The sequence below is a fragment of the Azohydromonas lata NBRC 102462 genome (genome assembly GCF_001571085.1).
Lineage (GTDB): Bacteria > Pseudomonadota > Gammaproteobacteria > Burkholderiales > Burkholderiaceae_C > Azohydromonas > Azohydromonas lata.
Window position 1 is genome coordinate 48676 of the sequence record NZ_BCTC01000018.1, and the last position, 13578, is coordinate 62253.

At 71.8% G+C, this 13578-nt stretch carries 11 protein-coding genes; 6 read left to right on the top strand and 5 right to left on the bottom strand.

Annotation, left to right across the window (positions count from 1 at the left end; all coding sequences use genetic code 11):
* Window positions 1–112 precede the first annotated feature (112 nt).
* From ALA01S_RS34695 to ALA01S_RS09070, 3 genes are all read left to right on the top strand, one after another.
* Window positions 113–802: a LysR family transcriptional regulator gene (locus tag ALA01S_RS34695; protein WP_238455740.1), complete on the top strand. Its 690-nt coding sequence runs from the start codon at window positions 113–115 to the stop codon at window positions 800–802.
* Between the two features lie 9 nt (window positions 803–811).
* Complete coding sequence (locus tag ALA01S_RS34700; protein ID WP_259375514.1) at window positions 812–1486, top strand: LysR substrate-binding domain-containing protein; 675 nt, start codon at window positions 812–814, stop codon at window positions 1484–1486.
* 191 nt (window positions 1487–1677) lie between these two features.
* Window positions 1678–3045 carry a class II 3-deoxy-7-phosphoheptulonate synthase gene (locus ALA01S_RS09070; protein WP_066335020.1) on the top strand — a complete coding sequence of 456 codons (1368 nt, stop codon included), beginning with the start codon at window positions 1678–1680 and terminating at the stop codon, window positions 3043–3045.
* Window positions 3046–3063: 18 nt separating this feature from the next.
* Here ALA01S_RS09070 and ALA01S_RS09075 read toward each other — a convergent pair whose 3' ends face one another.
* A complete protein-coding gene (locus tag ALA01S_RS09075; RefSeq protein ID WP_066335023.1) occupies window positions 3064–3522 on the bottom strand; it encodes a hypothetical protein in 459 nt (152 codons plus the stop codon).
* A 275-nt stretch (window positions 3523–3797) separates the two neighbouring features.
* Here ALA01S_RS09075 and ALA01S_RS09080 point away from each other — a divergent pair, with 275 nt between their 5' ends.
* The 3 genes from ALA01S_RS09080 to ALA01S_RS09090 all read left to right on the top strand — a co-directional run bounded on the left by ALA01S_RS09080 (window position 3798) and on the right by ALA01S_RS09090 (window position 6277).
* A complete protein-coding gene (locus ALA01S_RS09080) occupies window positions 3798–5048 on the top strand; it encodes an MSMEG_0565 family glycosyltransferase (RefSeq protein ID WP_066335026.1) in 1251 nt (416 codons plus the stop codon).
* Between the two features lie 112 nt (window positions 5049–5160).
* On the top strand, window positions 5161–5796 hold the full coding sequence (locus ALA01S_RS09085; RefSeq protein WP_066335029.1) for a LysE family transporter: 636 nt from the start codon (window positions 5161–5163) through the stop codon (window positions 5794–5796).
* Between the two features lie 58 nt (window positions 5797–5854).
* A complete protein-coding gene (locus ALA01S_RS09090) occupies window positions 5855–6277 on the top strand; it encodes a VOC family protein (protein WP_066335030.1) in 423 nt (140 codons plus the stop codon).
* A gap of 31 nt (window positions 6278–6308) precedes the next feature.
* On the opposite strand, the gene malQ is transcribed toward ALA01S_RS09090, so the two are convergent.
* The 4 genes from malQ to glgC all read right to left on the bottom strand — a co-directional run bounded on the left by malQ (window position 6309) and on the right by glgC (window position 13559).
* Window positions 6309–7913 carry a 4-alpha-glucanotransferase gene (gene malQ, locus ALA01S_RS09095; RefSeq protein WP_259375515.1) on the bottom strand — a complete coding sequence of 535 codons (1605 nt, stop codon included), beginning with the start codon at window positions 7911–7913 and terminating at the stop codon, window positions 6309–6311.
* A gap of 332 nt (window positions 7914–8245) precedes the next feature.
* Window positions 8246–10801, bottom strand: coding sequence for a glycogen/starch/alpha-glucan phosphorylase (locus ALA01S_RS09100; protein ID WP_084267369.1), 2556 nt, complete (start codon window positions 10799–10801; stop codon window positions 8246–8248).
* A 47-nt stretch (window positions 10802–10848) separates the two neighbouring features.
* Window positions 10849–12300, bottom strand: a complete 1452-nt coding sequence (gene glgA, locus ALA01S_RS09105) for a glycogen synthase GlgA (RefSeq protein ID WP_066335036.1) — start codon at window positions 12298–12300, stop codon at window positions 10849–10851.
* Window positions 12300–13559 carry a glucose-1-phosphate adenylyltransferase gene (glgC, locus tag ALA01S_RS09110; RefSeq protein ID WP_084267370.1) on the bottom strand — a complete coding sequence of 420 codons (1260 nt, stop codon included), beginning with the start codon at window positions 13557–13559 and terminating at the stop codon, window positions 12300–12302. Before glgC ends, glgA begins: the two co-directional genes overlap by 1 nt.
* Window positions 13560–13578 lie beyond the last annotated feature (19 nt).

Consider the following 13578-nt stretch of genomic DNA (forward strand, 5'->3'; position numbering starts at 1 on the left):
GCAGTTGCAGCCTGATCTTTTTTCGGCGGCCGGGCGCGTGGCGTGGTGCAATCCGCCGCCTCCGCGGCGTGCCGCTTGTCGCCGCCCGGCATCGAAGCCCACCGAGCCCTCCATGTCCGATCCCGCTCGCCGGCACAGCGCCGGCCCGGCGTCTTTGGCCCGCCGCGCGCCCGTCGCCGCCGCCCCTCCCCAGGCCGCAGCACCCGCGGGGCCGGACCCCTTTGAATTCCCGCCACTGGCCGAGCGCCTGAAGGCCTTGTTCGCGCTGCGCGCCGTGGCGCGGCATGGCAGCACGGTGCGGGCGGCCGAGGCGATTCACCTGTCGCAGCCGGCGGTGGCGCGGGCCGTGGCGGAACTGGAGCGGGCGGCGCAGGTGCCGCTGTTCGTCCGCACCGCGCGCGGCATGGTGCCCACGCCCGCGGGCGAGCGCGTGGCGCGGCGCGCGGACACGGTGTTCGCCCACCTGGCCCGTGGCGCGGCCGAAGCCGAGGCCGCCGCGCCGGACCAGCCGCCGCGGCCCGTGGCGGCCGAGCGCTTTGCCGCCGCCGTCACGCCGGCCGCGCTGCGCGCGCTGGTGGCCGTGGCCGCGCGCGGCAGCGAGGCGCGCGCGGCGCAGGCGCTGGGCTTGTCGCAGCCGGCCGTGCATGGGGCGCTGCAGGCGCTGCAGCAGGCACTGGGCTTGCGCCTCTTCTACAAGTCGGCCCAAGGGACGCGGCTCACGCCGCCGGGCCAGACACTGCTGCGGCGCGCCAAGCTGGCGTTTGCGGAGCTGCGCGCCATCGCGGGCGACGTGGCGGCCTAGCGCGGCGAGGTGCGCGGCCGCGTGGTGGTCGGGGTGCTGCCGCTGTCGGTGGCGCTGTTCCTGCCGCGCGCGGTGGAGTCGCTGCTGCGCGAGCACCCCAACGTGCAGGTGCAGGTGGTGGACGGCACCTATGAAAGCCTGGTGCAGCAGCTCCTGAGCGCCGACGTCGACGTGATTGCCGGCGCGCTGCGCGCCGAGGCGCCGCCGGCCGAGGTGCGGCAATTGAAGCTGTTCGAGGACGAGCTGGCCGTGGTGGCGCGGCGCGGCCACCCGGCGCTGGCGCTGCCGTCGCCCTCGCTGCGCGCGCTGCTGGCCTGGGAATGGGTGGTGCCCCTGCCCGGCACGCCCGCGGCCGCCGCGCTGCGCCTGGCTTTCGAGCGCGAGGGTCTACAGCCGCCGCCAGGCCGCCTGCGCGCCAGCAGCCCGGCGCTCACCCAGGCGTTCACTTTGCAGACCGGCCACCTGGCGCTGGCGTCGCGGGCGCAGACGCTGGCGGAGGCCGACGGGGCGGCGGCCATCGTCCCCGTGCCGTTGCCGGGCACCGCGCGCCACATCGGCCTGGCCTTGCGCGGCACGGGCGAGCCGGCGCCGGAGCTGCAGCGGTTTGTCGAGCATTGCGCGGCGGCAGTGGCGGCGGTGCTGCCGGCCGTAGCCATCGACAAGCCAGCGGCGCCCCGCTTGTAGGAGGCCCGCTGGCGGGCCGAACCCGTGGCCCGGTTGCAATTCGGCCCGCCGCCGGCCCGCCTGCAAGGCGTGCGGCGCGAAAGGCGGCGGCTTCGTTGTCGCCGGCAGAACAATCCCCGGACAAGCCCAGCCGCGGCGCTACGCTGCCGGCCCTGGCCGCGCACGCGGCACACGACACAAGGACATCCCTCATGCCCACCACGCCCTGGACCCCCGACGGCTGGCGCGGCCGCCCCGCGCGCCAGCTCCCCGCCTACCCCGACGCGGCCGCGCTGCAGGAGGCCGAACGCCAGCTCGCCAGCCGCCCGCCGCTCATCTTTGCCGGCGAGATCGCCGCGCTGCGCCAGCGCCTGGCGGCGGTCGCCCGCGGCGAGGCTTTTTTGCTGCAAGGCGGCGACTGCGCCGAAAGCTTTGACGAGCTCAGCGAAGCGACGGTGCGCGACACCTTCCGCGTCATCCTGCAGATGGCCGTGGTGCTCACCTACGCGGCCAAGTGCCCGGTGGTGAAGGTGGGGCGCATCGCCGGGCAGTTCGCCAAGCCGCGCTCCTCCGACACCGAGACCCAGGGCGGCGTGACGCTGCCCTCCTACCGCGGCGACATCGTCAACGCCGGCGCCTTCGACGCCGCGGCGCGCCAACCCGACCCGCAGCGGCTGCTGGCGGCCTTCGGCCATTCGGCCACCACGCTCAACCTGCTGCGCGCGCTCTCGCACGGCGGCTTTGCCGACCTGCACCAGGTGCACCGCTGGACGGCGGATTTCGTGAAGGCCAGCCCGCAGGGCGCGCGCTTCGAGGAACTGGCCGACCGCATCACCGACTCGCTGGCCTTCATGGAGGCCTGCGGCTTCGCGGCGCAGACGCCGCAGTTGCGCGAGGTGGAGTTCCACATCTCGCACGAGGCGCTGCACCTGCACTACGAGCAGGCCCTGGCCCGCCGCGGCGAGAACGGCCGCTGGTACGGCGGCTCGGCCCACATGCTGTGGCTGGGCGAGCGCACGCGCGACCCGCAGGGCGCCCACGTGGAATTCCTGCGCGGGCTGGACAACGCGCTGGGCGTCAAGCTCGGCCCAACGGCCCACCCCGACGACGTGTTGCGGCTGCTGGACGTGCTGGACCCCGACAACGAGCCCGGCCGCATGGTGCTCATCAGCCGCATGGGCGCGGGCCAGGTGGGCGAAAAGCTGCCGGCGCTGCTGCGCGCGGTGCGCCGCGCCGGGCGGCTGCCGGTGTGGTGCTGCGACCCCATGCACGGCAACACCGTCACGGCGTCCAACGGGCTCAAGACGCGGGACTTCAATCGCATCCTGCAGGAGGTGCGCGAGTTCTTCGCCGTGCACGCGGCGGAAGGCACGCACGCGGGCGGCGTGCACTTCGAGATGACGGGGCAGGACGTCACCGAGTGCCGCGGCGGCGCGCAGGCGCTCACCGACGAGGGGCTGTCACAGCGCTACCTCACGGCCTGCGACCCGCGCCTAAACGGCTCGCAAAGCCTGGAGCTGGCCTTCCTGATCGCCGAGATGCTGCGCGGGCAGCGCACAGCGGCGCCGGCCGCCGCCTGAGGCCGGGTCCGGCGGCCGTCAGTCGTTGAGGCTGGTGGCCGCCACGGCCGCGACGCCGGGGTAGGAGACGGTGCCGCCGACGCTGCGGTCGCGCGCGTCGGCGTAGTCGTAGCGCACCTCCAGGCCCACCGTGCCGGCACGCGGGCCGGCCGCGTCCAGCGCCAGCGTGTAGCCGCAACTCGCGCCGGCGGGCAGCCGCTGCGCGGTGCAGTCGTCGCGCAGCAGCTTGAAATGCGGCGGCAGCACCAGGGGCTGGATGTGGGTGGCAGTGTCCTCGCCCTCGTTGACCAGCGTGACGGTGATGCGCCCGTCGCCCGCGCTGCGCTCGGCCTGGAACACCTCGGTGCGCAGCGCCAGCGCGCGGCTCCAGCCGCGCGGCGAGAGGTCCGCGTCCTCGCCCCCCAGCAGCCCCCCGCCGGCCAGCAGGAGCGCCGCCAGACAGGAACCGGCCGCGACATGGATGACGACGTTCTTCATGGCTTCCCTCCGCTGTGGTTCGGCGCAGCCCAGGCCCGCGCCGCCTGGCCCGCTGCCGTCCTGCATCGCAACGGGCTGGAAACCATGGTCCCGGTTCCCCCACGGTGCGGCCATAGCCATGTCCGACACGCACCACAGGAGCTTTGTACCGGGACCATGGGGAATTGCCCCACTGCGGGGTGCGCCAGGCGCCGGGCCCGCGGCTTGCCCTGCGCCGCCCAACCCCGGCCCGCCGACGTGGCGGGCGGCCTACATCCGCAGGAGGACAGCCCACCGTGGAAGCACAGCAGCAAGCAGCCTTTGAACAGTGGCCGGCAACGCGCGGCGCGCGGTACGGCGACGCCATGCGCATCGCGCTGCTGGCGCCGGGCGTGCAGCCGGACGGTGCGGCGGCGCACACGTTTGGGCTGGCGCGTGCGCTGGCCGCGCGCGGCCACGCGGTGACGGTGGTGGCGCCCGCGCAGGCCGGCGAGCGTCCGTTCCGCGACCCGGGCTGCGCGGTGGCGCTGCTGCCCGTGCCGCCGGCCACGGGCTGCCGCGTGGAGCAGGTGGCGCGGCGCATCGCCGCGCTGGAGCAGGCGCTGCCGGCGGTGCTGACAGCCGGCCGCTTCGACCTGCTGCATGCCCAGGACGGGCTCAACGGCAACGCGCTGGCCACGCTGCGCAACCACCTGCCGCAGCTGCCGCCCTGGGTGCGCACCGTGCACCGGCTGGACGCCTTGCGCCAGCCGCTGCTGGAGCGCTGGCAGGCGCGGGGCTGGCTTTCGGCCGATGCCGTGGCCTGCCTGAGCGAGGCCAGTTGCCGCCAGTTGCGCCAGCAGCACGGCGCGCAAGCCCGCCGGCTGCACGCCGGCGTGGACCTGAGCCCATTCCAGCCCACGGCACGCGCCGACGATGCCGCGCACCTTCGCGCGCTTGGGCTGCCGGACGACGGCGCGCCACTGGTGCTGGCCTTGGGCGGGCTGCAGCCGCACCGCAACGCCGCGCGGCTGCTCGCAGCCTTCGCGAGCTGGCGCGCCGCCCGCCCGCACTGGGCGCACGCCCGCCTGGTGCTGGCCGGGGACGATGACTGCTCGGAAGCCGGCGCCGCCCAGCGCGCCTGGCGCGACGCGCTGCGCCGCCTGGGCTGGCAAGAAGGCCCCGGCGAGCCGGTGTGGCGCTGCGGGAGCGTGCCGGACACGGCCTTGCCCGCGCTGCTGCGCCGGGCCCGCCTGCTGGCACTGCCCTCGCTGGCCCAGGGCAGCGGCCAAGCCGCGCTCGAAGCCTTGGCCTGCGGCACGCCGGTGCTGCTGTCGCGCCGCGCGCCCTTCAGCGAGCTCATGGACCAGGCCGGCGGCGTGTCCTGGTGCGACCCGGGCGACGAGGACTCCATCGCCCTGGGCCTGCAGCGCGCAGCCATGCAGCCGCGGCACCAGCGGCCGCCCAAGGTGTGCGTGGAGCACGGCTGGGAGCACGGCGCCGCCGCGCACGAGGCCTGGTACGCGCAGGTGCTGGCGCACCGGCAGGTGCGGCGCCGGGCGGCTTGAAGCCCGCCTGGCGGGACTAAACCGCTTTTCTTAGCCCTCACCACCGCGGGCTTTGCCGGCGGCCGTTGAAAGTGGCCGTCGGCCCCCTGGATGGGGGCTCTACCATCGCGGGATGGATATCTCCGTCTGGATTGCATTCTTCGCGGCCTCCTGGGCCATCAGCCTCTCGCCCGGCGCCGGTGCCGTGGCGGCCATGAGCGCCGGACTGGCGCACGGGTTCAAGCGCGGCTACTTCATGACGCTGGGCCTGGTGCTGGGCATCTGGACGCAGATCGTGGTGGTGGGCGTTGGGCTGGGCGCGCTGATCGCGGCCTCGTCGCTGGCCTTCGCGGTGGTCAAGTGGGTGGGCGTGGCCTACCTGCTGTGGCTGGGCATCAAGCAGTGGCGCGCGCCGGCGCAGGCGCTGGCCGGCGAGCCCACGGACGCCCCCGCGCAGCCCGTGGCGCGGCACAAGCTCGTGCTCAAGGGCTGGATGGTCAACGCCGTCAACCCCAAGGGCACCGTGTTCCTGCTGGCCGTGGTGCCGCAGTTCCTGGACCTGGCACGGCCGTTGGGTGGCCAGTACCTGGTGATCGGCGCGACGCTGGCCTTCACGGACCTGGTGGTCATGGCCGGCTACACCGTGCTGGCCGCGCGCGTGCTGCGGCTGCTGCGCTCGGAGCGCCAGGTGAAGGCGCTCAACCGCGTCTTCGGCTCGCTGTTCGTGTTCGTGGCCATGCTGCTGGCGACGTTCAAGCGGGCCGCTTGAGGCCGGCGCAGCCGATGCGCGTGCCCTGCTTCGGCACGCGGCCTGCCCCGCCCGCGGCATGAAACCGCGCATCACCTTGCTGACCCTGGGCGTGGCCGACCTGGAGCGCGCCGTGGCCTTCTACCGCGACGGCCTGGGATGGCCGACGCAGGGCATCGTCGGCCGCGAGTTCGAGAACGGCGCCGTGGCCTTCTTCGAGCTGGAAGGCGGGCTGAAGCTGGCGCTGTGGCCGCGCAAGAGCATCGCCGCCGACACCGGGCTGGCCGACAGCGGCCCGGCGCCCACCCACGTCACGCTCGCGCACAACGTCGGCTCGCGCGGCGAGGTGGACGCGGCGCTGGCCCTGGCCCGCCAGGCCGGCGCCACCGTCGTCAAGCCGGCCGCCGACACCTTTTACGGCGGCTACGCCGCCTACTTCCAGGACCCGGACGGGCACCTGTGGGAAGTGAGCTTCAACCCGGGTTTCAAAGACCTGGGTTGAGGCGCAACGGCGCGCGCCGCCCTGTCGCGCGTCACGCGGGCAGCCGCCCGTAGAGCTGCGCCATGCGGCGCAGCCGCGCCGCGGTGTCCGGCGCCACCAGGCTCCAGTCGAAGCGCCAGGCCCAGTTGCCTTGCGGCGTGCCGGGACGGTTCATGCGGTGCGTGCCGTCCAGGCCCAGCGCGTCCTGCAGGGGAAAGAGGGCCAGGTCGGCCACGCTGGCCATGGCGGCGCGGATGAGGTCCCAGTGGATGGCCATGCCGTCGGTGGCCAGGTATTCGCGCAGGTGGTGGCGCAGGTCTTCACGCGCGCTGGCCCACCAGCCGCGCGTGGTGTCGTTGTCGTGGGTGCCGGTGTAGACCACGGTGTCGTGCGCGTGGCGGTGGGGCAGAAAGCGCGGCTCGCCGCCGTCGGCCGGATCGCCCCAGGCGAACTGCAGCACGCGCATGCCGGGAAAGCCCAGCTCCAGGCGCAGCGCCTCCACGTCCGGCGTGATCACGCCCAGGTCCTCGGCAATCACGCTCAGCTCACCCAACGCGGCGGCCGCCGCCTGGAACAGCGCCGCGCCCGGGCCCGGCTTCCAGCAGCCCTTGAGCGCCGTCGGCTCCTCGGCCGGTATCTCCCAGTAGCCGGCAAAGCCGCGGAAGTGGTCGATGCGGACGATGTCGACCAGCTCCAGCGTGCGGCGCAGCCGCTCGGTCCACCAGCCGAAGTTCTGCTCGGCATGCGCGCTCCAGCGGTAGAGCGGATTGCCCCAGCGCTGGCCGTCGGCGCTGAAAAAGTCCGGCGGCACGCCGGCCACCACCGTTGGGCGGCCCCGCGCGTCCAGCTCGAACAGCTCGGGGTGGCACCACACGTCGGCGCTTTGCAGCGCGATGAAGATGGGCATGTCGCCCACGATGCGCACGCCGCGGGCGCGGGCGTAGGCATGCAGCGCGTCCCACTGCGTCCTGAAGCACCACTGCGTGAATTCCCAGAAGGCGATGCGCTGGGCGAGCTCCGCACGCGCCGCGCGCAGGGCCGGGCCCTCGCGCCAGGCCAGGGGCGCGGGCCAGTCCATCCAGTCCTGGCCGGGATGCGCCTCGGCCAGGGCCATGAAGAGGGCGTAATCCGGCAGCCAGGCAGCCTGCTCGGTGCGGAAGCTTTCAAAAGCCGCCTGCTCGGCCGGCGTGGCGGTGTCGGCGAAACGGCGCGCGGCGGCGGCCAGGCGCTCCATGCGCCAGGGAATGACGCGCTCGTAGTCCACGTGGCGGTCGCTGAAGCCGGCCGGCGCGGCCACCTCCTCGGCCGTGAGCCAGCCCTGGCGGTGCAGAGCGTGCAGGTCGATGAGCAGCACGTTGCCGGCGAAGGCCGAGCTGCTCATGTAGGGCGAATGCCCAAGGCCCACGCCGCCCAGGGGCAGCATCTGCCACAGCGTCTGCGCGCCGGCGGCCAGCCAGTCCACGAAGTGGTAGGCGCCCGCGCCGAAATCGCCCGCCCCGTGCGGGCCCGGCAAGGAGGTGGGATGCAGGACGACACCGCTGCCGCGGGGCAAGCGTTGGGCGATGGGCATGGAAAAAGGCTCCCTGGGTGTTGGTGTGCTGTGTCGTCGTTTTGCACGCCCCCCGTCAACGGGCGCGCCCGCACACCGCCCTGTCAATCCGGCGGGAACGCCAGCTTGTTCACGAAAGTGAGTAAGCGGCGAGGCGGGCGATTGGCGAAGTTGACGGGCGGCGGCCGGAGCTTGCGGCGCAGCGCATCCCGAGCCGTCATTCCCGCGGAGGCGGGAATCCAGGCGGGCCCACGCCCAAGCGCAGAGGTGATGCAGGAATTACCGGGCTTTGCGCCCCAGTACGCTACCCAAGCAACCCACGGCCAACTGGGGGACCGCCTGGATTCCCGCCTTCGCGGGAATGACGAAGCAGAAGGCGGGAAAGTGCCGGCTGTCGACCAACAGCCAACAGCCAATGGACTGCGGCCAGCGGCGCCTGTTCAGCCACCCACCGCCGTCACCGGCTCCGCTCCGGTTGCGGCCGCACCGGGCGTGCCGCCAGGCACCTGCCCGTCCTTGCCGCCGGCCTTGCCCATGGGCAGCTTCACAGGCGTCGTCTTCCAGATCTCGCGCGCGTACTCGGCAATGGTGCGGTCCGACGAGAACGGCCCCATGCCGGCGACGTTGAGGATGGCCTTGCGCGTCCAGGCATCGCGGTCGCGGTAGAGCGCGTCCACCTTGTCCTGCGCGTCCATGTAGCTGCGGTAGTCGGCCAGCAGCATGTAGTGGTCGCCCCAGTTCACCAGCGTGTCGAAGAGCTGGCGGTAGCGGCCGGGCTCCTCGGGGCTGAAGTCGCCGTCGCGCAGCGCGTCCAGCGCGCGCTTGAGCTCGGCATCGCCTTCGTAGAACTCGCGCGGGTGGTAGCCGCGCGCGCGCAGCGCCTGCACCTCGGCCGTGGTGTTGCCGAAAATGAAGATGTTGTCCTCGCCCACGTTCTGCTGGATCTCGATGTTGGCGCCGTCCAGCGTGCCGATCGTCAGCGCGCCGTTGAGCGCGAACTTCATGTTGCCGGTGCCGGAGGCCTCGGTGCCAGCGGTCGAGATCTGCTCGGAGAGATCGGCGGCGGGGATGATCACCTCGGCCAGGCTCACCGAGTAGTTGGGCAGGAACACCACCTTGAGCCGGCCGCGCGTGCGCGGGTCGGCATTGATGATGCGCGCCACGTCGTTGGCCAAGTGGATGATCTGCTTGGCCACGTGGTAGGCGCTGGCCGCCTTGCCCGCGAAGATCACCACGCGCGGCACCCAGTCGCGCTCCGGCTCGTCCACCATGCGGTGGTAGCGCGTGATCACGCCCAAGAGGTTGAGCAACTGGCGCTTGTACTCGTGGATGCGCTTGACCTGCACGTCGAAGAGCGCGTCCGGGTCCAGCTCCAGCTTCAACTGCGGCAGGTGCGTGGCGATCCACTGCGCCAGCCGTTCCTTGTTGTGGCGCTTGGCCAGCGCAAAGGCCTGGACGAAGGCGGGCTGCTCGGCCATCTTGCGCAGCACGCCGAGCTGGTCCAGCTCGCGCCGCCAGCCGCGGCCCAGGCGGCCGTCCAGCAGCGCGGCCAGGCGCGGGTTGGCCTGCGCCAGCCAGCGCCGCGGCGTGATGCCGTTGGTCTTGTTGTTGAAGCGTTGCGGCCACAACCGGGCAAAGTCCGCGAAGATGCTTTGCTGCATCAGGTCGGAGTGCAGTTGCGACACGCCGTTGACGCTGTGGCTGGCCACCACTGCAACGTAAGCCATGCGCACGCGGCGCTCGCCGGATTCGTCAATCAGCGACACCCGGCGCAGCAGCTCCACGTCGTGCCCGTGCGCTTCGGTCACGCGCTTGAGGAACTCGGCGTTGATGTCGAAGATGATCTGCAGGTGCCGCGGCAGCACGCGGCCCAGCATGGCCACCGGCCAGGTCTCCAGCGCCTCGTGCATCAGCGTGTGGTTGGTGTAGCTGAAGATGCGCCGCGTGAGGTCCCAGGCCGCCGCCCACGGAATGCCGTGCTCGTCCACCAGCAGCCGCATGAGCTCCGGCACGGCCAGCACCGGGTGGGTGTCGTTCAGGTGGATGCTGACCTTGTCGGGCAGCAGATTGAAATCCTTGTGCGAGCGCAGGAAGCGGTGCACGAGGTCCTGCAGGCTGGCGCTGCAGAAGAAGTACTCCTGGCGCAGGCGCAGCTCGCGGCCGGAGGGCGTGCTGTCGTCCGGGTAGAGCACGCGCGAGACGTTCTCGCTGTGGTTCTTGCGCTCCACGGCGGCGAAGTAGTTGCCCTGGTTGAAGGCGGAGAGGTTCATCTCCTCCGTGGCCAGCGCGCGCCACAGCCGCAGCGTGTTGGTGGCCTGCGTGCCGTAGCCGGGGATGATGGTGTCGTAGGCCATGGCCTCGACGTCCTCGCTGGGCACCCAGCGGCGCTGCATGCCCTGCCCTTCCACGTGGCCGCCGAAGCACACGCGGTAGCGCACCTCGGGCCGCGGAAACTCCCAGGGATTGCCGTGCGAGAGCCAATAGTCCGGCACCTCCACCTGGCGGCCGTCGACGATGGTCTGGCGGAACATGCCGTATTCGTAGCGGATGCCGTAGCCGAAGCCCGGCACGCCCAGCGTGGCCATGCTGTCCAGGAAGCACGCCGCCAGCCGGCCCAAGCCCCCGTTGCCCAGCGCGGCGTCGGGCTCCAGGTCGGCCAGGCTGTCGAAGTCCACCTCGAAGTCGGCCAGCGCCTGCTTGATGGGCGCCATGACCTCCAGCGCCAACAGGGCGTTGGTGAAGGTGCGGCCCACCAGGAACTCGGCCGAGAGGTAGTAGGCGCGCTTGACGTCCTGCTGGTATTGCGCGCGGGTGGTGCGCATCCAGCGCTCCACGAGCTGGTCGCGCACGGCCAGGGCCACTGCATGCAGCCAGTCCTCCTTGCGCGCAGCCACCGGGTCCTTGCCCACGGCGTAGATCAGCTTGTTGGCTATGGCGCGCTTGAAGAACGCGACGTCCTGGTCAGGGTGGTCGTAGGTGAAATCGTCGAGGCTCATCGCCTGATCTCCCGGCTGATCCGTTGGTATGGCTTGAGGTTGGAGAGCTAGGCGGCGAGCGCACGGTACAGGGCCAGGTACTGCTCGGCCGCGTCGTCCCACCCGAAGTGTTGCGCCATCGCCCTCTTCTGTACGGTTTTCCAGTCGCTTTGCCGCGCAAATAGCGCAAACGCGCGTCGAAGTGCACGCAGCATGTCCCCGGCATCGAAGGTCTCGAACACGAAGCCCGTGGCTTTGTACTCGGCGAGGTTCTCCAGCGAGCAGTCCACCACCGTGTCGGCCAGGCCACCCACGCGCCGCACCAGCGGCAGCGCGCCGTAGCGCAGGCCGTAGAGCTGCGTGAGCCCGCAGGGCTCGTACAGCGAGGGCACGAGGATGACGTCGCTGCCGGCGAAGATGCGGTGCGCCAGCGCCTCGTCGTAGCCCACGCGTATGGCCACAGCCTCCGGGTGTGCCGCCGCGGCCTCGCGCAACGCGGCCTCTATGGCCGCGTCGCCCGACCCCAGCGTGACGAGCTGCCCGCCGCGCTTGACCAGCTCCGGCAGCAGCGCCACCAGCAGCGGCAAGCCCTTCTGCTCGGCCAGGCGGCTGACCATGCCGAACACCGGGCCGGACCGCACCTCCAGGCCCATTTCCTTTTGCAGCGCGGTGCGGCAATGCGCCTTGCCGGCCATCTTGGACGCGTCGTAACGGCGGGCAATGTTGAGGTCGGCGGCCGGGTCCCACACGGCGCGGTCCACGCCGTTGAGGATGCCGGAAAGCTGCCCCTGCGAGGCGCGCCAGCGCAGCAGGCCCTCCAGCCCGCAGCCCTGCTCCGGCGTCTGAATCTCGCGCGCGTAGCTTGGGCTCACCGTGGTGACGTGGTCCGCGTAGAACAGCCCCGCCTTCATGAACGAGATCTGGCCGTGGAACTCTACGCCCTCCACCCCGAAGGCCGAAGGCGGCAAGCCCAACTCCGCCAGATGCTGCGGCGCACACAAGCCCTGGTAGGCCAGGTTGTGCACGGTGTAGACCGTGCGCACGGGCGGCCGGTGCGGACTCAGCGCGATGTAGGCACTGGCCAGCGCGGCGTGCCAGTCATGGCTGTGGACGACCTGCGGCGCCCACCAGCCGTCCAGCCCTTCGGCCAGCCGCGCCGCGGCAAAGCCCAGCAGCGCGAAGCGCCGGTGGTTGTCGGCGTAGGGCCAGCCGTCTTCCTGCTGGTAGGGGTTGCCCGGGCGGTCGTAGAGCGCGGGGGCGTCCACCACGTAGGCCGGCAGCCCGTCCAGCGCTGGCAACTGTCCGAACAGCAACCGCGCCGGCTCGCCCCAGGGCGCGTGGAACGCCGCCACGGTGGCGGCGTTGCTTAAACCCTGCAGCAGTGCCGGGAAGCCCGGCAGCAGCACGCGGACCTCGGCACCGGCGCGCGCCAGGGCGCCGGGCAGCGCGCCGGCGACGTCCGCCAGCCCGCCGGTCTTGAGCAGGGGAAAGATCTCGGCGCTGACTTGCAGTACCCGCATCACAGCCGCGCCAACATCTCGCGCGTGACCAGCACCACGCCGCCCTCGCTGCGCTCGAAGCGCTCGGCGTCCAGCGCCGCGTCCTCGCCAATCACCATGCCGGCCGGGATGACGCAGCCGCGGTCGATCACCACCCGCTTGAGCACGCAACCACGCTCCACCGTCACGCCAGGGAGAATCACCGCCTCGTCGACGTGGCAGAAGGAGTGGATGCGGACGTTGGAGAACAGCACCGAGTTGCTCAGGTGCGAGCCGCTGATGATGCAGCCGCCGGAGACCATGGTGTTGACGGTCAGGCCGTGGTGCCCGTCGTTGTCGGGGATGAACTTGGCCGGCGGCAACTGGCGCTGGTAGGTCGAGATGGGCCAGTCCTCGTCGTAGATGTCGAGCTCCGGCGAGATGCGGGACAAGTCGAGGTTGGCGTCGAAGAAGGCGTCGATCGTGCCCACGTCGCGCCAGTAGGGCTCGCCGCTGCCGCGGTTGCGAACACAACTCATGGAGAAGGGGTGCGCCAGCGCGCGGCCCTCGGCCACGGTGCGCGGGATGATGTCCTTGCCGAAGTCCAGGCTGGACTCGGGCCTGGCCATCTCCTCCTCCAGCAGCCGGTACAGGTAGTCGGCGTTGAAGATGTAGATGCCCATGCTGGCCAGCGAGGTGGTCTCGCTGCCGGGCATGGTGGGCGGGTCCTGGGGCTTTTCGACGAAGCTGGTGATGCGCCGCTCGCCATCCACCGCCATCACGCCGAAGGCGCTGGCCTCGTCCTTGGGCACTTCAATGCAGCCCACGGTGCAGCCCGCGCCGCTGGCGACGTGGTCGCGCAGCATGATGGAGTAGTCCATCTTGTAGATGTGGTCCCCCGCCAGCACCACGATGTACTCGGGCTTGCCCGAGATGATGATGTCCAGGTTCTGATAGACCGCGTCGGCCGTGCCGCGGTACCAGTACTCCTCGTTGACGCGCTGCTGCGCGGGCATGAGGTCCAGCATCTCGTTCATCTCGCCGCGCAAGAAACTCCAGCCGCGCTGCAGGTGGCGCAGCAGCGAGTGCGACTTGTACTGCGTGATCACGCCGATGCGCCGTATGCCGGAGTTGATGCAGTTGGACAGCGCAAAGTCGATGATGCGGAACTTGCCCCCGAAATAGACCGCGGGCTTGGCGCGGCGGTCGGTGAGCTGCTTGAGCCGCGAGCCTCGTCCGCCCGCGAGCACCAGCGCAATCGTCTTGCGCACCAGTTGGGCCGAATGCAGCGGCCGGTCCATGGAACTTGTCACCTCGGTC